Raw genomic sequence first — 25,761 nt, 5'->3', positions numbered from 1 at the left:
ATAAATGTATATATTTTATAAGATAGATATATACATTTATGAATATATAAATTCACAAAATAGAATATATAGTTACTGAATATACACTTATGCCATTAATAACGCAACATAACTAAGCATTTAAACCAGACAAATATTCCTTAACTATAAGGTCAACTGATATCAACCTACCTGTAAAGTCAATAATATCAAAGCTTTAGAAGGTATGAATTCCTTTTCAGTATTAGTTATATTTAATACACTCATCAATAGGAGCTATATCTTGGCCATAAAAAAAAGACCTACTAGAGGTCTTTTTTTAGTTCTTGAGCGCAGTACTAGTAAGTTTTGAACTCTATTCCTACTCCAGCACCAACATCACTAGACTGAGTATCAGAGTCTACTGCCCAAAGTCTGGTGGTAATCTTAGTCATAGGCTGCAACTGATGCTCCCATGAGATATCAACGGCAGTCAGCTCGTCCGTTTCTGGAAACGCTTGGTTATCAGCTTCATCCGCTTGATTCACTTTGGCATACTGCAATTTTGCATTAATAAAGTTACGATTATCTAGCCACAATCGACTACCAACTGAAACGCTCTCAGCATCACCACCTAGCGAATGACCCAATGGATAACCCTGCTGATAATAGCCGTCAGTGTATATAAAATGATCATACGACCCTCCTCTAACCTCGCCGCTACTACGAGTATCTGCGTATTCAGCATAGAGTTGATAAGGTTTACCGTACCAATCGGAGGCATAATCCGCCCCTGCTAAATACATATTTTTGGCAGGTAAGCCGCCTGCTTCATCTTCGCCAACGTATTGCGCATAGACACTAGCTGGAACGTTGACCAATGACGACAGCTGGACTCTAGCATCGAAGCCACCAAGCTGATTGGCAGGATCTTGGTCTGAATTACTGCTGTTAGTAGATTCATTATCACGAGTCCCCAACAATGCGTCACCAAAAGAGCTTAGACTCTCAGGTCGACCCTCACCGCCCCACATAAAGGTACGAGAAGCGCCAAGCTCTAACCAAGGTAGCGGACTAGCGGTCAGACGCGCGCCAAAAAGCTTAGCTTCTGGTACTGCGTCATAATCATCAATCTGACCTGCGAACAGTTGATACTGCCAAGGTCCTACCCAATTTAAATACTGATTAGTTGGTGCGGTCTGCATATCTCGTTGCATCGTAAACCCTGTCACAGGAATACTCGCATCGCCGCGGATCAAGCTACCGTCATTACCCGGACCCCACCACGCTGGTATCTTACCCGCGATCAGCCACTGGTTGGCGTAATTACCCGCAAGGTAGGAACCCTCAAAGCTCACATCTGAGTCATCATCGATGAGCTCATCGTTTTTGACAGTTGCTTGTAGATTGACCTCCCAGTCTTTTTCGGTCAAGCCCAATCCAACGCTTAGCTCTTGCCCTGCTAGCTTATCATCGCCAAAGGTCTGCGGCAGTTGCTGACGATTGGTTTGTAGGTTTAACTCCCCAAAAGCTTGCACCACAGACTCACGGTTATTATCTAACCTAGTCTGTACTGATTGTAATACTTGCTGCTGCGCTACAGTCTGCGCGCGAGCACTGACTAAGTTACGTCTAATCTCATTTGCGGTCAGTGGCCAAGTGCTGGTGCTGATCTGAGTAACACCTTGGGTATTGAGCCAGTCGATATCAGCTTTGAGCTTTAGATCATTCATATGCAGGTTTTGCGCGCTAGCGAGTGTGCTGGCAAAACCAACTCCAAGACAAATACTAACGATACCCAAAGTATTCAGACGACGGCGAAGCAAATGTATGGTCATAAATATGTACTCTTAGTCTAGGTGATTGGGCGCAAAGTCTTGCATTAACCTCTTAATTCGACAAGGCTAGCGCGACCCAAATCCTGTAAGCGTGGTATGAATCGTTCTAAAAAATATAATTAAGTCTAGTGTAAAAGAAATATGCTTGATATAGTAAAAATCATACTCAATTTTTAGCTGAGTTTCCTCAGGGCCCGTAGCATAGCCTTGATTGACCTGCGCCCAACCTGATATGCCTGGCTTGACAATATGTCGATAGTTAAAGAAAGGCACTTGCTCTTCAAGCTTGACCGCAAAGTCGACAAACTCTGCTCTAGGACCAATTAGGCTCAACTCACCTTTGATGACGTTCAAGAACTGAGGCAGCTCATCTACTCTCGTTCTGCGGATAAACTTGCCAACCTTAGTAATTCTATCATCATTATCAACAGTCAGAACCTCTTTTGCCTGTTCACGCATGCTGCGAAATTTGTAAACCTTGATGGTCTTACCGCGATGCCCTACTCTTGGTTGCACATAAAATATCTTGCCACCATCTTCGCGTTTGATTGCGATAGCCGTCAGCAAGCAAATAATTAGCGTAGCTGGCAACAACAATACTATGATCAACATATCAAGGCAATATTTAACCATCATATAGTTTGCAGATGGTAACAAAGAGCCAAGCTCATTTTCGTATAGGTGGTTTATTTTGACCCTACCCGTCAGAGACTCACGTATATTACGATGATGATATACTGGCACGCCCTGTAGGGTTTTATTAGCAATGAACTCCTCCCATTCGTCAGTCAACTCATAACTGTGCAAATCAGTCACGATGCCATTGACCTCTTGATCTAAATAAGTAGTCTCAAGCTTTACCCAAGTTGCTTCTGGAACTTGTTCCGGCATATCTATCGCTCTACCTACTGGAATGTAGGCAAAGGTTTGGGTGATATTACGACGTTTAATAATATTAATAATAAATAAAAAACTGAGTAAGCAGAAACTACTTAAAAGGTAATAAAAAATAGAAAACGGTAAATAAGTAATACCAGCTATTATAGCAATGACTGCAAACCAAAAGATAAATACAGGCAATATGTATGAGCTAGAATTGATTCCTGGGAACTGACGGATAAAATGTAACGTAAATAATGTCGATACCGTAAGCATCCCACTAACAAGCATACTAAAGGTCGTCTCGCGAGTCATCGCTGAATAAGGGTAGTTCCAATCAAATAATAGGTAAGGGATCCAAGTACAAAATAACAAGCCGACTAACAGCTGGACAGGTAAGAATCGCAAATACGTAAATACTTTCATAGTGAGCATAATGATTGTCTTAAATTTGCATAGTAAGGTAAGAGTCAAAAATCCGGCAATTATAGCGTATGATTTAAAAATAACCATACAACTTTCAAGTAATTAATACGAGATAGATCATCAATTGACATCAAAAACTGAATAAATATCAATAGTTTGTCTAAAACGATAGTATCTATCACTATACAGTAAGATTGTTTGTGCCTAGCACCTATTAATTTTTTGACTTGAATCTAATCTATAAACTGATAGCTTTGGAGTCAGAAAAATTCTTGATCTGTCTTATCTATATTGAATAACCTCAAATCAGGTTCTGCTTGTTCAGTCCCATTTCTGCTATCATAAACTGATTGACTTTACGAACGTCGAACTTGTCCTCAATCAATGCGCGAGAGGCTTGCCCCATAGTCGTAATCAGGTCAGGATTGACGATTAACTTCTCCATGGCGTCTGCTAGTTCATTGATAGACTTGACTGGGACTAGATAGCCATTACTGCCTTCTACTACCGTCTCGCGGCAACCGGGTGCATCTGTCGTAATAATAGGTCGACCCATCGCCATTGCCTCTAACACAGAGCGCGACGTGCCTTCCCTATAAGAAGGCAATACATAGATGGAGCTGGCAGCGATAGCAGGTCGTACATCATCGAGCTTGCCCCAATAGTTGATAATGCCGCTAGCTACCCAGTCATCGAGCTGCGACTGATCTATAGTGGCTGGATTTTCATCTAGATAGCCCACCAAATGAAACTCAGCTGCTGGATATTGCTGCTTAATTATTTTGGCGGCCTCAACGTACTCGACGACCCCTTTATCTTTGAGCAATCGAGCAATCAATAAAAAGGACGGTTTGATCTGTCCTGCGTCATCTTGAGGAAAAGGCAGCACGCTAAAATCAGCAACATCTACCCCTGAGCCATTGACGACGACAGCAGGTGTACTTTCACCAAGCAAATTGAGGGTCTTAAATAAATTTAGATCGTCAGGATTTTGAAAAAATACTTTGGTCGATTTAGACAAGGCTTGCTGATATAGGCCATGGACGAGCTTTTGAAAGCCACTGCGTCTACCAGACTCTTCAACCTCTTGAAAGGTATAGCCAAGACCTGAGAGTAGAATAAAGCGCTTAGGTACTTTAGCAAGCCAAGCAGCTAGCGTGCCGTAGATAATTGGCTTGATGGTATATGAGAGCATGTAGTCAGGCTGTATTTCGCGTAGTCGTCGATATATCGCTATTAGGGTTTTGGTATCTGATATAGGGTTAGTCCCAGTACGCTGCATAGGCACTTCGTGTAGCACATAGCCCAAATCAAGCAGCGTGTTATAGTCTGCAATATGCTCTTTTAGATCTGGTGCGATCACATGTATCTCATAGCCTAGCGCTGCGATGTCTAGTAATAGCTTACCGCGAAAGTTCAGCACGTGAGGTAAGTAGTTGGCACATATCAGAAATTTCATAAGTAGCACACAGTATATTGAGATATAAATGAGGGAAGTTTATTCAGTAAATGGTCTAATTTAGTCCAAGCTCTTCGTCATAGGCTGGGTATGGCTTTTTGCTCTTTTATGACTTCTTAATCTTGTGATATTACAATCTGCACAGACAAATATCACATAGATTATAACGAACGGATAACGATAACGCACAGCAGTGCCGTAGTTAAACACCACTAGACCATAGATAGACATTGAAAAAGCCAAGAATAATAACCAAAAAGCAAGCTTGTCCGGTCTCAATTTCCAAGCTTGACGAGTAATCAATAATAAGACAGCTAGTATTGCTAAGTTTTCTACTGATTGTACTAATTGAAGAGCATTACTCGCTTCCCATGGTAACGGTTTGGCTAAGAAGTACAATGCTGAAGTTAAACCCTGAAATACAAAGTCACCTGCGCCAGCAATAAGACTGATTTCGTCTTTATTACCACCATCTTCCACGAACATTGCAACTCTAAAAGTATTCACTAATGGAATAGCGATAGGAGCAGAAAGCAATAACCCAATTAAACTAATAGCACCAATTACCAGTGCTTTAGTCAGACTCATGCCTTTTTTGGCTACATTAAACAAGAAGTACATTAGAACGATAGGACCTAAGATAAAGAAATTTTGAAACTTTATTAGGTATATAGGAATAATAAAAAGAGCACTTCTAAAAATTTTAGATTCGCGAGCATAGACTATAGTAAGTGTCATAAAAAAGAAAATTAAAGTCTCTCTTAAACTTAACGCAGTATAAAGCGCAGCGCTGGGGAATAGTAAGTAGAACCATATAGATACATCTGTAAATATCTTTTTTACATACAGTACAAAAAACAGAATGATATATAAAAAGGTATTATAGAACCCCAAACTAATAGGAGATACAGGAGTAGGAAATGGGAGTAAAGCAAAGAAGAAACTAGCCTGATTTACATTGCCATCACTTATGAATGCCTGAGTGAAACTCAATTCGCCATTTCTTAAACTATTAACAGCACGCCAGTATTTAAATTGATCAGGCATATAAGAGGCATTGAATAGGACGTCGTTCAGAACGAAAGGTAGAAAACAATGTAAAGCTAATAAAACTTGATATTTCTGCTTTAATTCAAATTTATACCCAAGTAAAAATATTATTAATAAGCATATTAGTAGACTAGGCAACTCGAACAGCCTAATACCTAAAAATCCGTAACTATAGATCCAACTTAGGTCTGACATTCAGTTATCTCTATGGTTTAATATTGTTTTTGACAACTCTAAATTTACCACTCTTTTCTTTAGGAATGTTATCTACTAAATTCATACTGATTGACATATTCACACCAAAACGCTCAGATAGCGCATGATAAAATTTTTCTTGTTGTTTTTTATTAAAATTGTCATTGGCAATGATTAGAACTTCTACTTTTTCCAACTCGTTTTGAATCACTTGAAAGCTAATAACCCCTTTCACGCCTTTTGTAGAATTGCTTATATTACCAAGGTTTACCTTACCATATGTTGGAGAAAGAATATAATCAGTAGAACGCCCTTCAATTTTTTCAACTAGTGGAAAAGCAGAACCACAATTACATTTGAACTCCTTTGGAGCAAGTGTAATGCGATCTCCTATACGATAACGTATCAAAGGTGTGCCTTCAGTTGTAAAAGAAGTAACTAAAATTTCGCCTTCTTGAGCTGGTTGTAGATTCTCATCAACCACTTCAAATATCCCGGTCAGTGGATGAATATGAAGACTACCTTCTGTGCATTCTAAAATAAATGGCGCACCTTCTGAAGATGCATATTGATCAGCGATCTTACATCTCAACACGGATTGAATAATTTCGCGATGTACAGGCAGTAGTGTCTCAGCAGTCGGGAAAAAAGCTTCTACTTTATTCTCAAGTTTTAAATTCCGACTTGCGGCCATTGCACATAGCTCATAAACACTAGATGGAAAGCCTACTATAAACTCAGGAGCAAACTTACAAAATGCTGTCCAATACACATCGAAGTTAGCATCAGTAATATGGAACGTCGAAAAAAAACGAATACGATTGATGTAGTCGTCTTTATAACAGATTCCTTTTTTAAGATCTTTCTCAGTAATTATATTTTTACCACTGAACCAAGCACATCTTTTACCTAACTTATATCCATAGTGTGCTCTAAAATGGTCTAACAATGCATTACGCTCTTGAACATTATCTTTTGTATAAAGCACCTTCATAGAGGCACCTGTAGTGCCACCAGTGAAGTTCGCAACGGCCTCTTTTTCTTTTACAGTAGTAATTGAATCTAAGTTTTCGATAATATCTTTTTTGTACAGTAGCGGAAAGTCTTCCAAAGACTGGTAGTCCTTGTAAGGACTATACCATTCGGACCTAACGACGCTTTTATTTAAGAATTTTTCTAATCGGTTACGTTGCTCTGACTCGATTTCAGATAGTGACGCGTCCGAGAATTTTGAAAAGTACTTTCTGTACTTTTGATAGTCACCACCATGTCGGACTTTATACTGGTAGGTGTTAAAGATACTAATGGCTAAGTTCTGTACTAAATGTGGACTACGACGTACTAGATCCTCTTTTAAAGACATGGGGAATCCCTATAAATTATACTAATACATTCAAACTATAGAACCGGTTAATTTTAAGATAGTGTTTATTGAAGCATCGATTCATATAAGCTGATATGCAAATCTGCAGCTCTACTTATAGCATAATAATCGGCACTATCAATAGCATTTTGAGAGAGTTTTTCTATAAGAGATTTGTCAGTAACAAACTTAGTAATTGCATTAGCGATAGCTTGAGGATCATTTGGTTTTACGACCCTACCATTATTACTGCGTTCAATAACCTCAATGCAACCTCCCACATTAGTAACTATACAAGGTAATCCTGATACTGTAGCCTCAGTCAACGCTATAGGGAGTCCCTCCCATGCTGAAGTCATAAGAAAAATATCAGCATCATAAAGAAACTTTGGGATATTACTTATAACACCTACTAATTGAACATGATCTTCTAGTTTGTTGGATCTTATAAAAGATGATAACTCTCGTTTATACTCATCACTCCCTTCACCAGCAATTGATACTTTTATTCTTTGGCGAGTATTGGCATCAACTAATGTCAATGCTGTTAACATAGTATAGTAATCTTTCTGCGCCGTTAAGCGACCAACCATGGCGATTTTGACAATGCCGTTGTATGACCTGATTCTAACGTACCCATCGAACTTATCTTTTGAAACCGCATTATTTATAGTAGTTACTCTACGATTGGTATAACTTTCTAATGCTGACGCACACTTTTTAGATATGCCGACGTATTCATCAATTAACTTATTAAAAGCACGATAGGTTATTCTACCCCATCGAGGTTCAATAGAATGATGCGTGTACACGACAGGTACTCTCAATAAAGCTGAAAAGATAATGCTATAAGCGAGATGAGTATGGCATATCTCTATATGATTGTCTTTAACGTATCTTCTTAGTCGTATCATACCTAACCAAGGTTTTTTACGAGTCTCATTACCGATGACATAGGTCTGTACTCCAGATGCCTGTAAGTCTTCTAAAAAACGTGCTTCATACTCTATATCACGTCCAGCATCTGCAGCTGAGCTTAAAAACGCGACATGTACATTATGCTGCTTGGCTAAATGCTTAACCAAATCTTTGACGTAGACTTCAGCCCCACCTGATGCTGGAGCAGAAATGATATGGAGTATATTCATTCTATGATTCCAAATATACGGTTAACGAGAATAGTACTTACTATCAGCGTGTTGTAATAATATATCAATTCAATACTATAAAGAACTAAAGGTTTGTGATCAAATCAGTCCATTGTTTAATTATATTTTCAGGTTGATAAATTTGAGCTTTTTCTTTACTTCTCATACTAATAATCTTACGCCTTTCCTCATCAATCATTAACTCAATCAAGGATGAAGCAAACTTACTGGTGTCCTTCTGCGACACTAAAATAGACCCTGTATTTTCTAGTACTTCTTCTGGACCAGTATCGCAATCAAAACTAACTACAGGTAAACCAAAGGCTAAGGTCTCAAGCAAAACCATTGGAAAGCCTTCAAAACGAGAGCTTAAACAAAATATTTCAGTTTGTTCATAATATTGACTTACGCTATCAGTGTTGCCAACTAACTCTACGCTATCATTTAGTTCATTTTCTTTGATGAAATTTGTTAACTTGGCTCTATCTTCACCTTCGCCAACAATTTTTAATTTCCAGTCTGGCATCGCTTCACTTACTTGAACCCAAGACTCAAGTAGTAAATCAAACCCTTTCTGATAAGTAAGACGACCAACAGCCAGAACTACCTTTGTGTTTTCTCTTTCAACATATGTTTGCACAGAAAAAGGGCAAGGATTGGCGATAGCTGTTATTTGTGATTTATGATGAGTGCCTTGTAACCAATAGCTTTTATCTCTTTCCGTTAGAGTAACTACAGAATCACAGTAGCGTGCTGCCAGCTGTCGAGCTAGACGTCTTCCAGACTTACCCAGATCACTGTTAAAATTGAAATGCTCCCAACAAATATGTTTAACTGACAATCCTATAGTTGCAGGTAAGGTAAACAAAACAGCCATAGTTTCTACTACTATTAAAATATCAATATGCTCATCTTTTAGTAATTTTCTGATTTTATATACGAGACTAGGAGTGCGAGGTAGAGTACGGCCTATCGTATCAAATAACGAAAAAAGTTTAATCTCTTCGTTTAACGAAAAAAAAGGTTTATTGCCACCTGAAATACTGGCTAATAATATCTCATAACCTGCTTCAGATAGACCATTAGCAAGCATGGTACCAACACGCTCAGTACCACCAGAATTATCAAAATTGCCACCTAGGATCAAAACTTTCAAAAAACATCTCCAAATAAATTAATACTTGTCAACAGCATCACCTGGAATCGTGACTCCTTTCTCATAAGGGACGAGAAAGCTACTAAAATTATTATCATTTTTTCCATTGAGCCATATCGAATTCTCGTCCAACTCTTTTATCATTGCGAATTTTTTTGTATCAATAACTGCGTTTTTAGTAGATATTATTATATCCATGAAAGATTTATTTATAAGACTTCGTTTATTGAGAGCTTTAGCCAAAAAAGCTTTATATTGCAAGAAACTATTGTTTTCTAATCTAGAAAAAATAGGGTTGTCAATCTCTTGCAACAGTTCAAAATAATCTTGTTTAACTCTATTTCTCTGTGGTAATAGGTCAAAGCCTAATATTTCTTTAGCCAGTAAGGTAACACTGTCTTGAGTATTGTTAAAAAACTCAGAAACAACAAACCTTGAATAATCAGATTCAAAGTTTATTATGTCTAGGTATTCAGGAGTATCGTATGAAACATATCTATAGCCATCTATGAATGTTATTCTTTTTCCAATCGAAGCTGCGAATATTACAGCACTAGAAAATGTACAAGCAACGATGTTCTCATAATTAGATAGCATATGAAATAAGTTATAAAAAAATTTATCGCTGCTATTGTTACCTGCTGTGATTGGCTTGACTCCTTTTTCGCGCCAAAATCTCATTGACTCCGTCACTCCTCCTTTTATAAGTATGGACCAGTCTGAGTCTATATCATTTTTCACTTTTTCATAAAGTAACTTATCGTTTGTAATTCCTGGCGGTGGACCGATAAGTAAGGTCCCATTACCTTGCAGTAAATTATTCTTATGAACTGCTATTGACCAAGGATGAGCCATCAATAAGCATGGTTTAGTCTTCCTCGCTCTTTCAAAGATTCTGGTATTGTACGCCCAATGAATAGGTTCAGGATAATATACGTCCATTGGATAATAGCAGTGCTCGAAATCTACACCATGAGATACACTGACAGGCACGATACTGTTATCATCGAATCCTAAATACTCATTAAATATATGATTAACACCCTTTCTGACTGATAAATCATAAAAAAAACTGTATTTTTTTAAAGTACTTTTGTTCAATCTAACTCCACGTATTAAGAATTAATGACAACTAATAATAACTCAGATAAACTGTTTTATTAGATTACGACTAACAGCAGTATTTTTACTAATATTTTGTTTAGCTATACCACCAACAACCCCATCCAAAAACTTAGGCGCCAATCCAAATCCAGGACGCACACTGCGTACTGCATCTTCAGTGATAACATCCCCAGCTTTCAAGTCTTTCACAAAATATAGCGAACGACGAAACTGCACATTACCCTGTTCGCTAGCTTTGCGCCCGTAATCTACTTGACCAAGCGCTGCCCAAGCAGTTTTACTATCTCGGCAAAGCGCCGTTAAGTCTGCAGGTTCTAGAGAAAAGCTATCATCAGGACCATTAGCATTGCGATCGAGCGTAAAGTGCTTTTCAATAATCGATGCACCTAATACTACTGAGGCAATAGCAGTCGTGTTATCCAAAGTATGATCTGATAAGCCTGTGACTAAGCCAAAACGCTCCATCATATTAGGAATCGTGCGTAGATTATAATCCTCACTAGGCGCAGGGTAGCCACTGACACAATGCAAAACAGCCAATTCTTTACAGCCACCGGATCTAGCAGCATTGATAGCTTCTTGAATCTCTTCCGCGTCAGCCATACCAGTAGATATGATCATAGGCTTGCCCGTGCTTGCTACATATTTGATCAAGGGTAAATCGACCGCTTCAAAAGAAGCAATCTTATAGGCAGGAGCATTTAAGTCCTCCAATAGATCCACCGCTGTATTATCAAACGGTGAGCTAAAGATAGTAATATCTAATTCGCGCGCATAGTCAAACAAGGGTTTATGCCACTCCCAAGGAGTATGCGCCCACTCATATAAATCATATAAAGTACGTCCAGCCCATAAACCATCCGTAATCTGAAAATCAGGAAGGTCTGATTTGAGAGTTATGGTGTCTGGACGATAAGTTTGTATTTTTAGTGCGTCAGCGCCTGCTGCTTTTGCTTCTTTTATAATTCGTAGAGCAACATCTAAGTCACCATTATGGTTAGCTGACATTTCAGCAATAATATATGGTGCAAACTCACTACCAATTTTACGACCATCAATATTAATAAAACTAGTCATTAATTCTCTCCAAAATAATCTTATATTTTTTTCCTTCCATTTCAAAAAATGCAGGGAATCTATGTGGGTCGCAAACTCTAATACTGTCAAATTGACTAGCTATACTTTTAAGCGCATCAATTTTGCTATCAGCTGGTGTCCTTTTAGGATAATAGGTAGGTTTCAGATTAAAGTCTTGTGGTTCTGGTATTACACTATCAAAATTACTTACGGCAAAATCAATCAGCTCTATCTCTTTTTCAAATAACTTTTCATTTATTTCATTCCAAAGCGCATGTCTCGATATTTTCAAGTTTAGCTTCTTCCAAATACGACCGCTATCAACTTTATCTTCAGCCTCTAACAAACTAATAGTAATATCATTCTTACCTTCTAAGATCTGCCAAATATGAGGACTCCAACCTCTACCCAATGGTAAATCACTTGCATGTATTACTAAGCATGCTTTATAAGAACTCCGATCTTCACTATTTATTATTTCTGAACAAGAGATCAAAAATAGTAAATCACCACCAGATAGTTCGCTTTTACTACTAACAAGCTCAATATGATGTTCACTAAAGTGCTGTTCTATCCATTTATTAATGTATTCATTTACAGGATGAAATTGGTCGCTGCATAGAAAACTAATATTCATTACTACCTCTTTGTTTAAGGGCTTCAATAACACGATATACACCTAAGCCGTCACAAATACTGCGAGCCGATAAGCTCATTGTAACTAATGAAAGTGAGTCTAATTCTTTATCGAACCCTAACGAAAACTTTCCTATTTTAATATAATTTAATGGTAATACAGATGCAGCACTAACGATCTCTAAGGAATTAGCAATAGTTTTTTGGTTTTCAGCTAAAACCAGCATAATCGTTGGTAGTCCTAAACAGCACCGTTCCCACGAAGTAGAACCAGCCGCACCTATAGCTAAGTCACTATTTGACATTATCTCGGCTATATTGCTTACGCCAGTTTTAATCTCAGTTTGCCATCGCATTAGGCTTGCTTGATCTTTCACACTTTTGATCCAAGGGGCAGTTGAACCCATAATTACTGTTATTTTGCAGTGTTCAGGCAAAGTGCTCTCTTGCAGTCCTTTAAGTATTTCTGTCGTCATATTATCTTTATCGACTCCGCCTAAATTGATAAGCAGATAGTCTAAGCAACCAGTTTTGCGACGATCAAGACTATACTCGCGCCACTGTGCAAACTCTGGTCGGAGCAGAGCATAATTAGTACCGCATAATACTAAGCAGTTCTCAGGAACCCATATAGCATAATTATCTCTATCACAACCATAGGTTTGATCAAGTAAAATATCACAATCATGATAGCGATCTGCTAAGTCATCGATCACCATAATTTTCTGACAGTATGAGCGCATAGCGCTTTCCCAAGATATATCTAGCGCATAGTGATCAACGATTAACCAGTCAGGCTGTAATGTTTGCAGTATCTCGCCGCAGCGTTTAGCATCCTCTTTTTGCGTCGCACCTAACCAGCTGGCATGTTCTAGAACATCTTCATCTGATTCTTGTGCTTGGTCTGTATAAGGTAAGCTGTACGACTGATAACCCCGCTGCGCAATAAGCTCAAGCAAATGCCCTACATGCTCACGACAAATAAAATAACTCTCTACACCTTCTGATCTCAAGGCATCAGCTAAGGTGAGACAACGCATGACATGCCCAGTACCTATTTGTATTGATGCATCACAGCGAAAGACTGCTTTCATACTTGCATAGCCTTAAATAACCATTCAGCCCTATCCCAATCTTCAAAGGTATCTATATCTTGTACTCGATGTCTTGGCAAAATAACTGGGGTAGACTCAGGCCCAAAGATTATTTTTTCAGATAACCATGCCTCTGCTTTACCCCAGTAAAACTGACCTGCGTCATGCCAAGCTTCTTCCAAATCTTGTGAGCGAGTATTAAAGTTATTTGAATCAAACATCTCAATTCCTAATTGCGGAGAAATCTTGATGGCTCTTTGAATAGGAAAAGCATAGCTAGTGACCGTAAAAGCATAATCAGCATCTTGTTCGATAATTTGCTGAAGACCTTGTTGTAGATATTTAGGCGTCACAAAAGGAGCAGTAGCATATAAACAGCATACCAGCTGTGGATCAACACCTTGCTGCATACACCATTCAACTGCATGACGTACGACAGGAATCGTACCTGCATAGTCATTAGATAGCTCTGCTGGTCTGATGAACGGCACTTCTGCGCCATAGCGTCTAGCCACTTCAGCAATCTCTGTATCATCTGTCGAAACGATGACTTTATCAAAGCAACCAGACTGCAGCGCAGCCTCAATAGAATATGCAATCATCGGCTTACCGCAAAACTCTTTGATATTCTTGCGAGGTATACGCTTACTACCACCACGCGCTGGAATGACAGCAATTTTCATATCAATAGCTCTTTTAACTTAGCAACGACCTCATTTTGCTGCTCATCAGTCATTGTCGGAAACATCGGAATACTAATGGCTTCTTTATAATACTGTTCTGCTTGAGGAAACTGACCGACTTCAAAGCCTAATTCTTGATAATAAGGCTGCATATGGACAGGAATATAGTGCAAATTCACTAAGATACCTGCAGCGCGCATTCCTTCAAAAACCTCAAGGTGAGTTTTATCGATCTTATCCAATTGCAAGCGAATCACATATAAATGTAGACCTGAATAGCTATCATCATGCTGCCAAGGTAAAGTCACCGGTAAGTCTTTGAGTAGCTCATTATAACGCTGTGCTAACTCATGACGCTTGGTAACAAAGCTATCTAGTCGTTGCATCTGAGACACGCCTAATGCCGCTTGTAAGTCCGTCATTCTATAATTCAGACCTAAGTTAATCTGTTCATAGTACCAAGGACCATCAGCAGTCTTAGTCATCAAACTAGTGTCACGAGTGATGCCATGACTACGTAGTAGCTCTAGCTTTGTGGCTAGCTCCGAGCTATTGGTCATTGCCATTCCGCCTTCAGCGGTCGTCACTATCTTGACCGGATGAAAGCTAAATACAGTAATGTCACTATAGCGACAATTCCCAATAGGCTCGCCTTTGTATTTACCACCGATAGCATGAGAGGCATCTTCAATAATTTTGAAACCGTACTTTTTCGATAAATTATGGATCGCTTCCATATCGCAAGGCTGACCACTAAAATGTACAGGCACGACTATTTTGGGGAGCTTGCCAGACTGTTCAGCGCGTATTAGCTTTTCTTCAAGCTCTTTTGCACACATATTATAAGTCTGAGGATCGATATCGACGAAGTCGACTTTCGCCCCGCAATACAGCCCGCAGTTCGCTGATGCCACAAAAGTATTAGGTGTCGTCCAAAGCCAATCACCCTCTCCCAGACCCAATGCAAGACAACCGATGTGAAGCGCTGATGTTGCACTATTGACCGCAGATGCATATTTGGCTCCGCAAGCATCTATTACTGCTTGCTCAAAAGCACCAACTTGAGGTCCTTGAGTCAGAAAGTCTGATTTTAGAACATTAATAACAGCGTCAATGTCTTGCTGACTGATATCTTGACGGCCATAAGGAATCATTTAAATACTCCCAATTTTATCGCGGTTGATATCAATCCACTCTTGCAGATCATCATCACTCATCCATTCAGGATTATTATTACTCGCATATTCAAACCCTTCAGGAACCCGCTTACCATCCTTGATTCGTGCAGGGTCTGTTGCCCACTCATTAATAGTAGGTAAGATTTTGAAATGATCTGGATACTCATAAGTGTAGTAAGCATCTTCAGCACTAATCATCTGCTCATGTAGCTTCTCACCTGGGCGGATACCGATGACCTCTTGTTTTGCTTCTGGAGCAACGACGCGAGCCAAGTCAGTCATTTTCATTGACGGGATTTTTTTGACATAGATCTCACCGCCAATCATATCTTCAAAAGCATGCCAAACCAAGTCAACACCGTCTTCTAATGAGATCATAAAGCGCGTCATTCTATCATCAGTAATAGGCAATACTCCGCTATCTTTAATAGACATGAAAAATGGAATGACTGAACCACGAGAACCCATAACGTTGCCATAGCGTACGACTGAGAATTTAGAACCATGCTCTCCAGAATAAGAGTTTGCCGCAACAAACAACTTATCAGAAGCTAGCTTTGTAGCGCCATAAAGGTTGATAGGACTGCTGGCTTTATCCGTAGATAATGCAACGACGCCTTTTACACCTTTATCAATGCAGGCATCGATAAGATTCATGGCACCATTTATGTTGGTCTTAATACATTCAAAAGGATTGTATTCCGCTGTAGGAACAATTTTAGTTGCTGCAGCATGTACGACATAATCAACACCATCTAGTGCACGGTATAAACGATCTTTATCACGGACATCACCAATGAAGAATCGCACACGATCATCACCAACGAACTTTTTAGCCATTTCCCATTGCTTCATCTCATCTCGTGAGAAGATAATAATTTTTTTAGGATTATATTTTGCTAATGTCATTGGTACAAAGGTATTACCGAACGAGCCTGTACCGCCAGTGATCAAAATAGTGCTATTACTTAACATTTTTATTCCTATATGCAAATACAATTGATTACTAAGGCTCTTCTACTACCATTAGCTGTTTGTGGAAAACCTCGGTGAAAGCCAGATTGATCAGATATAACTAAAGAGCCCTTAGGAGCTAATACAGGGTATACATTTTCAAAAGGAACAATTGGTGATTCAGTTTCTGCTTTCAAGGCTTTTGATATATGTCTATTAATACGACGATAAGGAGTATCTAGATGAGATCCTTTAATAAAGGTGTAAGGTCCATTATCAAAGCTCAGTACGTCCGTAAGATATATAAAAATTTTTATGTGTTTCGAAAATGAATCTGTGTGGAAGCCTCTGGTAGAAGTTATCCCATTATTGGCATAAAAATTGACATTTTCTATTTTCATTTTCTGTGGTAGTGAACTCAAAAAATTATTTATAAATACATCATTTATAATTTTGCCCATGACACCTAAACTTGACTTATCTAGCATTAGCCTGTCGACATTAAAGATATCAACCATGCCCTCATCTGCGCCAGATCTAATATTAATTACTGGTTTATCACTGGAAACAAGCTCATTAAAGCTTTTTTTAACTACTAAACCTTTCTGAATAATTACTGAGCTGTTTTCGTAAGATTTGTTAGAACCCAGTTTAAATAAATATTTTTCAGACTCATTATCAATAAGTTTGCATAACTCATCTACCTCAGATACATCTAAATAGTTGGGTACAACAACAATACCATCTCTTTCTAATTTACTTACAGTTATAGATTCTAAATCTTTATCATCTGGGTTTAAAGAAATATCAGATAACTTATTTTTATAAAAAGACTCTCCATTCTCTATAATTTTTTTAATATTGTCTTTATCTACATAATTTATATCTTTTTGAATCAAATCAGCTTTGTTAACTTTTGATATATAAAGCTCACTCTTATTTAAAATAACTCTATGATTTAAGAAAATAAATCTCATATATTCACCTGTATTTATTTTATTGATCGACCAATGTGACTATAAATGCTAAATTTCTCTTAACTTACTACTAATTACCTCATTAGCATTAGTAGGATAGTAGGTGTATAATTTTTTCTTCTGAGAATCTGACATATTAGCTAACTGGTTTTTATCTGAAATAATTTCTATAATTTTTAGTATACTTTGCTCTTGTTCATAAATTCCTAAAGAACAAAGTTGATGTGTGACTACTTTTAAATCCTTACTATCAAAGTGAAAGGGTAAAACTTTTTTACAGTCGGAAAAACTTTTATAAGGAGAATAGTCTATTACAGGTACGCCTTTTGCTAAAACGTATATACCTGCAGTACTGAAAAGTGTCAAACAAACTCTTAATACAATATTTAGATTTGACAAACTATCTTCAAACTCTTCTATTCGTTCATACTTGTCTTGAATTTCTCTCCATCTTCTAATATTGATATCTCTAGGATGGTGTTTTATTACAATATTAAATCCTAATTTTGATAAACTATTGAGTAGCTGTTCGAACGATAGTAGTGCATCATCAAGATTAAATCCATACTCCTCGTTGCAATTCCTAGTTAGTATTAAGATGTTTTTAGAATCACTTTTAAACAGGGAATTGTCTCTTGCATCAGACAATGCGGGAGGACCAGACACAAAGAATTCTTTCTTATAGACGTCTTTGGCATGAAGAGAAAGTTCAGTATTTTCTAACCATAAATCGCATTTTACCTTAACTGGTGGTAACCTATTATTGGTATTAGGTTGAATACCAATAGCGTGAGGGTAAACAACGACACAAGCATCTTTATTAGTGCTCAGATAGTAAGATAGTGCTAGCGAAGGCTTCAAATTATAGTCTCTAAATATTACATCAAACTCCTCGATTTTTTTTCGATAGCAGGACTTTTTTATAAAAAGGTATGGTCTTAAAAGGAAGTAGAAAAAATCGTTGCGCCTTTTACTGCCAGGAAAAGTATAATTAAATTTGTTATTGCCTGAGGCAATATAACTAAGCTTATTGACAACTTTATAAAAAAAAGTATCAAACCTATCGAAAAGAATATCATTATTTATTAGATTATTACTGTCCAGTCCATACTTTTCTAAAATTTCAGACTTTTCTGTATGGTCGTTTCCAACATTGTCTAAGTAAAAGCTAAACTTTATACCTCTCATAACTTCGTACAGTACGAAAGGAGCGATCCAATCTAACTCTCCTTCTGAATTGTTTATATAAACTAAAAAATTTTTCATGCAATCATAACCTAAAAAAAACCAAAATCGACTGTGGAAAACTTGCTTACAAATACAAAAAATTGCAACTGATCTTAAGAAGTAAAATACTTAATAGTTTTCTCTCTTTATAATTAAAGAGATATTAAGATTTATTAGTCTGACTTTAATTTATTTAGTTCATTAATATTTGGCAAACTCGTCAAATTAAAAATATCACACCATTCTTTATAATCTTCAACTTCCGTCCATCTCGTTAAAAATACAAAATCTATTCCAACACCTGCTGAAGCTAAATAATCATACTTACTATCACCTAAAAACAAAGCAGGATGCTCTATATTACTGTTTTCTATTTCACGCTCAAGGATTTCATCTTTATTATTAGGGCTGCCAAATATACCACCATCGAAATACTTCGCTAGCCCTCTTTCATTAAAAACATAACGCAGTTCGGCTTGGTCACCACCAGAAACTATCAACCACTTAGCATCAGACGTTTTGCTACGTAATTCTTCAAGCCCTTCTACCACTTCACAGGCTAATAGTCCATGTAATACTATCTCAGTATAACGTTCTAATAGCTCATGTAAGCTTGGTTCAGATACCTTTGAAACTAAAGTAGGAACTATCTCATCTAAAAAATAAGCAAATTTCTTATAGCGTGATATGCCACCATTTGCAATATGGTATTTAACTAATGCTTGTGCCGCTGTTTCACCGTAAGCTAAAGCTGAATGATAAAAAGCTTCTGTTTTAATTTTATTGGAGTTCAATATCACTCCATCACAGTCGAAAACAAAAGTCTGATAGCTTAATAAGTTTTTCTTCATAAGCTAACTACCCCTTTTTCCACCATACACTCAGCAATAACGAAGTCTTCTGGCCAATCTATATCATGACTAATAATTTTATTCAATTTGTATAAATATGGATTACTGCCAATTCGATCATTATTTTTTTTATATACTTCACTAGACGCTAGAAAAACAGCACTGTTTACTTCATTGACGGGTTTAATTGTTTGAGTTCTTGGCCATTTCTCTAAACTTCTATCATAGTTTAGTGGTTTTCCATCCTGCCATAAAAAACTATACAATTCAGTCACTGTCATTAATGAATCATAACCATCTTCCTTTTTATTTTTATAGCAGCTGATAATTTCATCATAATGCTTATTCGTAATAAAAGGAGAGGTAACATGTGTCCATAAAATATTACCTTGTGGTATCAGATGTAACGCATGATTCACTAACTGATCTGTACTGGTTTGACTCGATGATAATTGTTCGTTTCTTTTATGTACTCTTAATTTTTCTATTTTAAGAGTGTTGGCATACTCTAAAATATCATAATCGTTAGTTGAGAGTACAATCTCATCAATTCCTTCTACACTATCAAGCTGTTTTAGCTTAATTTCGATCAGACCAAAATTGTAGTTACAAAAGGGCTTAATATTTTTATGTGGTACTCGCTCACTGCCAGCTCTACATGGCAGAAAAGCTGTTATCTTTCCTGTCATTTAACTACTCCGTAAACGCTTTGAATACTCACATCATAACGAGAAGGTAGGATCGCAATCAATGGAATTGTATTACCGTTATTGGTGTATGTCTTTACGACTTTATTCATTTCAAAATTACGTGGATCCTCACCTTCATACCCATCAAACCCAGCTAGTAATAGTCTCTTAGCTTTACCACCCGTAGCTATTGCGAAGGCATAAGCCATTACCAAGGATGTTGGCGTAGTACAGTAAGTTTCATTGAACTCGAAAGTATCAGCCTGCACGTTCAAACCAAAGTCTAGAACCTCTTTATTTGCTAATGCTTGCTGTACATCTTTAGGTAACATCGAATATGGTGTGATTAATGGTTGAGATAATTTAGTATGAGCTTCACAGTCTGCTAACAAACGTACTGGATGACAAGCTACACGCAAATCAATGAGTTCAGCATCGATCTCACTCTGAGTATTCAATGCTAGTACTAAAGGTTTTTCCTTGCGAATATAGCGCTCTAGCACAGTACGATGCTTAGCGACACCTGGTCCTGTACCTAGCAGTAAGACATCTCGATCGACAAACAGACTAGTTGGTGACCATGTACCTTGCGGCTTACCATGATAAAAATGACGAGCAGCATCTAAGGTATTAAGGCTAAATTTCTTACCACCCTCAACACGTAAATGCTCAATCACTGCTAGTAAATCTTCTTCATCGTAGCGAGAGTCACTCAACATCTCTTGAATATAACTAGGATGGATATTATATTTTCCAGAAAGATAGTAATAGGGATTACTACCCCAACCACACTCTTCTTTCATTGGTCCAAAATATTTACGAATTAGTGTCATTAAAGGTACTAAGTTTAATGGTTGTTTACGATAAGCAGCTACTTCTATAGCAACCTGTTCGGTCAGTGCATTTCCTGGCCCACGGCCCATGCCAGTTACTGTAGCATCTACCCAGGTAACACCTTCATTAATAGCTCGCAGAGTATTCGACAGTGCTAAACCTTGATTGTCATGGGTATGAATACCCAACGCACCCGACCATTCACTACGAAGCCAACCAATAATTTGAGCCGCTTGATCAGGTTGCATACCACCCATACTGTCAGCAAAGTATAAAACATCCATAGGATAGCTGGCTGCCGAACGTGCTAATTTTTTTACTTCTTGTTCTGAACAATCCGCTATTTGCATCAAATTGAAGCCGACTTTGTAACCTTTTTCTTTTAACCATGTGACGGCTGGTAGTGCCTTTTCAAATTCATACACATGACATGCAATACGTACTAAATCTACTGGTGACTGTTCGGATGGAACTGGAAACAACTGCTCCAATACCACATTTTGCTGGATATCACCCACTAATTCACTTCCATTAACCATCACACCAATGATCAAATCATCTGGTAGCGGCAAACTACGTAAAAAATCATCAGTTGTGAAAGCACAAGCACCTTTGAAACCTTTGTTTTGCAGTGATCTTAGACCTAGCTCTACAATGTTGATACCTGCTGACTGCATTGCAATAAGATAGTCATTGATAAGCTCAGATGAAAAGTCCCAAGAATTATAATAACCCCCATCTCGAAGAGTACAATCCAGTAGTAAAGTATTCATATTAAGCATGCTCCGCCATTTTTTTAAATTTAGGGTTGTTGTTTAAAAGTTGCTTGTAAGTACCTTGGTCAATTACTTTACCATGTTCCATGATATAAATGATGTCACATTTTTGCACTGTCTTTAATCGATGCGCGATCATAATTATTGTTTTTTCACCGCTGAACTCATGTATAGCATCCATGATTACTTTTTCTGTAATGCCATCCAATGCACTAGTAGCCTCATCAAATACCAAGACATCTGCCTCATGGTATAGAGCACGTGCAATACCAATGCGTTGACGTTGACCACCTGATAGCTGCACTCCTCGTTCACCTACTTTAGTATTGACGCCATCAGGAAGCTGTTCGACTAGTTCTGTAAGATGAGCAAGTTTAAGCGTCTTATAAACTTGATCCAAATTAATATCTTCAATAGGTAAACCGAAAGCAATATTCTCAGCAATCGATCCTTCACTCAAAAAGATACTTTGCGGTACAAAGCCTAACGTATCTTGCCATGCGCGCTTGTTATCAGTCGTAATAAGTGTGTCATCCACATACAACTCACCGCTTTGAGGCGTAAGCAGCCCTAGCAACAAATCTATTAAAGTCGATTTTCCAGAGCCAGAAGACCCAACCAGACCGACGACACCGTTAGCTGGAATAGTCATACTTACGCCATTTACAGCTGGTATCGCTTTTCCAGGATAGCTAAACTGAATATTATTTAGAGTAATGTTATTCTTTAGCTGTGTACGTAGTGGTTCTGTCTTATTTTCAGTAGACTTAAGGCTATTAAAAGATTTTGTTAAATCCTCCTTGACTGCTTCAAATGCGGCTATGTTACCTTTGATTTGTGCCAAACTCGTATATACTTGCTGTAGAGCTGGCAATAATTTAAAAGCTGCCAATGCATACACAGCTAATATAGGTAACACTTGACCTAAATTACCTTCATGTAGTTTTATTAATAACAAGACCAAGCCTATCATGGATCCAAAAGCTATTAGCTCCATGAAATAACGTGGTACAGCGCCAAGTGCTGTATTCACACCTAAAGCACGAGAGTATATCCTACCACTCTCTTCAAAACGTTTAGTAAAATCATAGCTACGATCTAATAATAGTACATCCTTAATACCACCAAATCCTTCATTCATTAGTCTAAAACGATCAGTTGAAACTTGTGATAGTTTTTTCCCATTATTGACTAACGTTTTGCGCACTATCTTAAATAATAGAACATAGGCTATCACAAAAATCAACAGTCCTATTATAGCTGTGACGGGATTATAGATAATAATACTTATAGCTATGATAGCTGCTAAAACTATTTTGGAATTCATACGCATTAGTGGTTGTATGATTCCAGCTGTTATACGCATAGCTTCAGTAGATACTTGTTTGGTTAGCTGAGCACTGCTACCACTTGCATGAAATTGCCAATCTTCTCGCATATAATACGAATAGAGACGATCAGCAATTTCAGTTCCTACACTTGCACCATAAAGAGAAAGCTGCCAAGTAGTATACATAGAAACTAAAGTAGATATAGTCAGAGCTAGTAGAACTGCTATACCTGTGTAAAATAGAAAATCTGTTGGATCTGTTAAACCAGTTATTTGGTACAATTTAGCAAAAACGCCTGTCCCTTCTATCAGACTGATGTCTCCTACTAAAGCCATAAATGGAGCTATAGAAGCGATGCCTAACAATTCGGTAAACGCCATTATGACGACAAGCACTTGCAACACGTAAAACTGCTTTACTTGCTTATCTGAAAGCAATGAAAAAAGCTGCCTAATTACTTTAAACATATAAGTTCACTATATAATCAACCTAAAAACTCAACATACCAAGGCATAGCTTTCTCAATACCTTGAACAATATTGAATTGAGGGTCATAGCCTAGCAACGTTTGAATCTTGCTGATATCCGCCTGACTGTGACGAACATCCCCTTCCCTAAAGTCTCTATGAATAGCTTCTTTACTATATTTGACACTGTTGTTACCAAGTGTCTCTTTCAGGGCATTAAATAAAGTATTAAGTGTGGTACGACCACCAACTGCGACGTTATAGACTTCGTTTTTGGCCTCGTCAGCGGCAGTCGCGGCTAATATATTAGCTTGTACTGCATTTTCGATAAAGTTGAAGTCACGACTAGTATCACCATCACCGTTAATAAATACTTCATCACCGTTAATCATAGCAGCTGTCCATTTAGGTATCACTGCGGCATAAGCCCCGTCAGGAGTTTGACGTTTACCAAAAATATTAAAATAACGCAGCCCTATAGTATTGAAGCTATAGGTACGGGCAAATACATCTGCATATAGCTCGTTAACATATTTGGTCACCGCATAAGGGGACAATGGATTGCCAATAGTGTCCTCTACTTTGGGTAGTGCAGGGTGATCGCCATAGGTTGAACTACTAGCGGCATAAGTGAAGCTTGTAACCTCAGCATCGCGAGCTGCAACAAGCATATTCAAAAAACCAGAAATATTAGTGTCATTAGTAGCGATAGGATTAGCAATGGAGCGTGGTACTGAACCTAACGCCGCTTGATGTAAGACATAATCTACGCCCACACAAGCTGCTTGGCAGTCCTCTAATTGACGAATATCACCTTCTATGAAATTAAACCTTGTCCACTGCTCTGTGCTAACTAGCGACTGCACTTCATCTAAGTTATGCTGAAAGCCAGTAGCAAAGTTATCTAGACCAACAACTTTTTGATTCAGTAGTAACAAGGTCTCGAGTAAATTAGAACCTATAAAACCGGCTACTCCAGTGACTAACCATGTTTTTGGCTCAGCAGTTATTTTTTCTTTAACTTCATCGTAAGTTGTCGATATCATAGTTTTTCCGTATGACTGTAGATGTTTATAGACGTATATCAGTTTTGTCTTTATCAAAGACGTACTTTAAATCATAGAGAACATGACTGTCTTTGCCAAAGTTTCTAATACGCTCAACACCCATATCAACGAATTCACTATGAGCGACTGCAAGGATAATACCATCGTAATGATTGGACGAGGGCATTTTAACTGGGGTAATATTATATTCGCGCTCAGCTTCGCCACTGTCTATCCAAGGATCATAGACATCGACTTCGATATTGTACTCTTCTAACTCATGGACAATATCGATGACCTTTGTATTACGCACATCAGGACAGTTTTCTTTAAAACTTAGTCCTAATATGAGCACTCTAGCGCCTTCGACCTGAATGCGTTTCTTAATCATCGTCTTGACTAATTGAGTGACGACATACTCACCCATACTATCATTTAGGCGACGTCCTGCTAATATAATCTCAGGGTTATAGCCGATAGCTTGAGCTTTATGGGTTAGATAATACGGATCTACGCCAATACAGTGACCACCCACTAAACCTGGACGAAAGGGTAAAAAGTTCCATTTAGTGCCCGCAGCGGTCAATACTGCTTCGGTATCTATGTCCATCTTATTAAAGATAACCGCTAGCTCATTAATGAGAGCAATGTTAACGTCTCTTTGTGTATTCTCGATAACTTTTGCCGCTTCCGCTACTTTAATACTGGGCGCTTTATGTGTACCAGCGGTAATAATCAAGTTATATACTTTATCCACAAAATCAGCAACTTGTGGCGTCGAGCCTGCCGTCACTTTAAGTATATTAGTTACTCGATGTTCTTTGTCGCCTGGGTTAATACGCTCTGGACTGTAGCCTGCATAAAAGTCCTGGTTAAAGGTAAGGCCTGATACTTTTTCTAATACAGGGATGCAGACCTCTTCTGTTGCTCCAGGATAGACTGTTGATTCATAGACTACGATATCGTTGGACTTAAGCAAGCCACCAATAGCTTCTGATGCTTTGATCAAAGGTGTGAGATCTGGCTGCTTATAGTCATCGATAGGAGTCGGAACCGTCACAATAAAGAAATTACAGTCTTTTAGTGATTGAATATCTGAGCTATAGCTTAGATGTTTCGCTTGAGAGAGCTCTTCTGTACTAACCTCTAACGTATGATCTTTGCCTGCCTGTAATGATGCAATACGACTTGCATTGATATCAAAACCAATCACTGGATACTGCTTACCAAATTCAACGGCTAACGGCAAACCAACATAACCAAGACCAATGACTGCTATTTTTATATTATTTATATCAAACATAGTTTACCCAACTAATCTTGAAATTAAAAAAAGTTAAAAAA

At 38.0% G+C, this 25,761-nt stretch carries 22 protein-coding genes; all 22 read right to left on the bottom strand.

Annotated elements, in window-relative coordinates; translation table 11 throughout:
* Nucleotides 1-317: 317 nt before the first annotated feature.
* Complete coding sequence (locus ACR64G_RS03680) at nt 318-1,796, bottom strand: capsule assembly Wzi family protein (protein WP_435980177.1); 1,479 nt, start codon at nt 1,794-1,796, stop codon at nt 318-320.
* A gap of 66 nt (nt 1,797-1,862) precedes the next feature.
* Nucleotides 1,863-3,110 carry a sugar transferase gene (locus tag ACR64G_RS03675; protein ID WP_435980176.1) on the bottom strand — a complete coding sequence of 416 codons (1,248 nt, stop codon included), beginning with the start codon at nt 3,108-3,110 and terminating at the stop codon, nt 1,863-1,865.
* Nucleotides 3,111-3,402: 292 nt separating this feature from the next.
* Nucleotides 3,403-4,560 carry a glycosyltransferase family 4 protein gene (locus tag ACR64G_RS03670; protein WP_435980175.1) on the bottom strand — a complete coding sequence of 386 codons (1,158 nt, stop codon included), beginning with the start codon at nt 4,558-4,560 and terminating at the stop codon, nt 3,403-3,405.
* 60 nt (nt 4,561-4,620) lie between these two features.
* Nucleotides 4,621-5,607, bottom strand: a complete 987-nt coding sequence (locus tag ACR64G_RS03665) for a hypothetical protein (RefSeq protein ID WP_435980174.1) — start codon at nt 5,605-5,607, stop codon at nt 4,621-4,623.
* Between the two features lie 208 nt (nt 5,608-5,815).
* The gene (locus ACR64G_RS03660) at nt 5,816-6,916 is read right to left on the bottom strand and encodes a phenylacetate--CoA ligase family protein (RefSeq protein ID WP_435980173.1); all 1,101 of its coding nucleotides are present in this window, start codon (nt 6,914-6,916) and stop codon (nt 5,816-5,818) included.
* Nucleotides 6,917-7,233: 317 nt separating this feature from the next.
* The gene (locus ACR64G_RS03655) at nt 7,234-8,316 is read right to left on the bottom strand and encodes a glycosyltransferase (protein WP_435980172.1); all 1,083 of its coding nucleotides are present in this window, start codon (nt 8,314-8,316) and stop codon (nt 7,234-7,236) included.
* An 85-nt stretch (nt 8,317-8,401) separates the two neighbouring features.
* Entirely contained in the window at nt 8,402-9,472 is a 1,071-nt protein-coding gene (locus tag ACR64G_RS03650) for a glycosyltransferase family 4 protein (RefSeq protein ID WP_435980171.1), read from the bottom strand.
* An 18-nt stretch (nt 9,473-9,490) separates the two neighbouring features.
* Entirely contained in the window at nt 9,491-10,573 is a 1,083-nt protein-coding gene (locus tag ACR64G_RS03645; protein ID WP_435980170.1) for a hypothetical protein, read from the bottom strand.
* Between the two features lie 42 nt (nt 10,574-10,615).
* Entirely contained in the window at nt 10,616-11,674 is a 1,059-nt protein-coding gene (gene pseI, locus ACR64G_RS03640; RefSeq protein ID WP_435980169.1) for a pseudaminic acid synthase, read from the bottom strand.
* On the bottom strand, nt 11,667-12,311 hold the full coding sequence (locus ACR64G_RS03635; RefSeq protein ID WP_435980168.1) for a formyltransferase family protein: 645 nt from the start codon (nt 12,309-12,311) through the stop codon (nt 11,667-11,669). Before ACR64G_RS03635 ends, pseI begins: the two co-directional genes overlap by 8 nt.
* Nucleotides 12,301-13,404 carry a UDP-2,4-diacetamido-2,4,6-trideoxy-beta-L-altropyranose hydrolase gene (gene pseG, locus ACR64G_RS03630; RefSeq protein ID WP_435980167.1) on the bottom strand — a complete coding sequence of 368 codons (1,104 nt, stop codon included), beginning with the start codon at nt 13,402-13,404 and terminating at the stop codon, nt 12,301-12,303. Before pseG ends, ACR64G_RS03635 begins: the two co-directional genes overlap by 11 nt.
* Nucleotides 13,401-14,087, bottom strand: coding sequence for a pseudaminic acid cytidylyltransferase (gene pseF, locus ACR64G_RS03625; RefSeq protein ID WP_435980166.1), 687 nt, complete (start codon nt 14,085-14,087; stop codon nt 13,401-13,403). The genes pseG and pseF overlap by 4 nt, the downstream gene beginning before the upstream one ends.
* Nucleotides 14,084-15,241, bottom strand: coding sequence for a UDP-4-amino-4,6-dideoxy-N-acetyl-beta-L-altrosamine transaminase (pseC, locus tag ACR64G_RS03620; RefSeq protein WP_435980165.1), 1,158 nt, complete (start codon nt 15,239-15,241; stop codon nt 14,084-14,086). The genes pseF and pseC overlap by 4 nt, the downstream gene beginning before the upstream one ends.
* The gene (gene pseB, locus ACR64G_RS03615; protein WP_435980164.1) at nt 15,242-16,240 is read right to left on the bottom strand and encodes a UDP-N-acetylglucosamine 4,6-dehydratase (inverting); all 999 of its coding nucleotides are present in this window, start codon (nt 16,238-16,240) and stop codon (nt 15,242-15,244) included.
* A gap of 8 nt (nt 16,241-16,248) precedes the next feature.
* Nucleotides 16,249-17,196 (bottom strand): phytanoyl-CoA dioxygenase family protein, encoded by a 948-nt coding sequence (locus tag ACR64G_RS03610; RefSeq protein WP_435980163.1) that lies wholly within the window; start codon nt 17,194-17,196, stop codon nt 16,249-16,251.
* 48 nt (nt 17,197-17,244) lie between these two features.
* Complete coding sequence (locus ACR64G_RS03605; protein ID WP_435980162.1) at nt 17,245-18,462, bottom strand: polysialyltransferase family glycosyltransferase; 1,218 nt, start codon at nt 18,460-18,462, stop codon at nt 17,245-17,247.
* Nucleotides 18,463-18,596: 134 nt separating this feature from the next.
* Nucleotides 18,597-19,274, bottom strand: a complete 678-nt coding sequence (locus tag ACR64G_RS03600) for an HAD family hydrolase (RefSeq protein WP_435980161.1) — start codon at nt 19,272-19,274, stop codon at nt 18,597-18,599.
* The gene (locus ACR64G_RS03595) at nt 19,271-19,963 is read right to left on the bottom strand and encodes a cytidylyltransferase domain-containing protein (protein WP_435980160.1); all 693 of its coding nucleotides are present in this window, start codon (nt 19,961-19,963) and stop codon (nt 19,271-19,273) included. Before ACR64G_RS03595 ends, ACR64G_RS03600 begins: the two co-directional genes overlap by 4 nt.
* Nucleotides 19,960-21,570, bottom strand: coding sequence for an aldolase catalytic domain-containing protein (locus ACR64G_RS03590; RefSeq protein ID WP_435980159.1), 1,611 nt, complete (start codon nt 21,568-21,570; stop codon nt 19,960-19,962). The genes ACR64G_RS03595 and ACR64G_RS03590 overlap by 4 nt, the downstream gene beginning before the upstream one ends.
* Nucleotide 21,571: 1 nt before the next feature.
* Nucleotides 21,572-23,371, bottom strand: coding sequence for an ABC transporter ATP-binding protein (locus tag ACR64G_RS03585; protein WP_435980158.1), 1,800 nt, complete (start codon nt 23,369-23,371; stop codon nt 21,572-21,574).
* A gap of 17 nt (nt 23,372-23,388) precedes the next feature.
* Entirely contained in the window at nt 23,389-24,417 is a 1,029-nt protein-coding gene (locus ACR64G_RS03580; protein WP_435980157.1) for an NAD-dependent epimerase/dehydratase family protein, read from the bottom strand.
* Nucleotides 24,418-24,442: 25 nt separating this feature from the next.
* Nucleotides 24,443-25,720 (bottom strand): Vi polysaccharide biosynthesis UDP-N-acetylglucosamine C-6 dehydrogenase TviB, encoded by a 1,278-nt coding sequence (gene tviB, locus ACR64G_RS03575; protein WP_435980156.1) that lies wholly within the window; start codon nt 25,718-25,720, stop codon nt 24,443-24,445.
* Nucleotides 25,721-25,761: the final 41 nt, after the last annotated feature.

Origin of the sequence: Psychrobacter sp. DM4, from assembly GCF_051307035.1 — a bacterium.
Taxonomy (GTDB): domain Bacteria; phylum Pseudomonadota; class Gammaproteobacteria; order Pseudomonadales; family Moraxellaceae; genus Psychrobacter.
The sequence above is the reverse complement of the archived record's forward strand: the minus strand, read 5'-3'. Positions and strand labels throughout refer to the sequence as shown.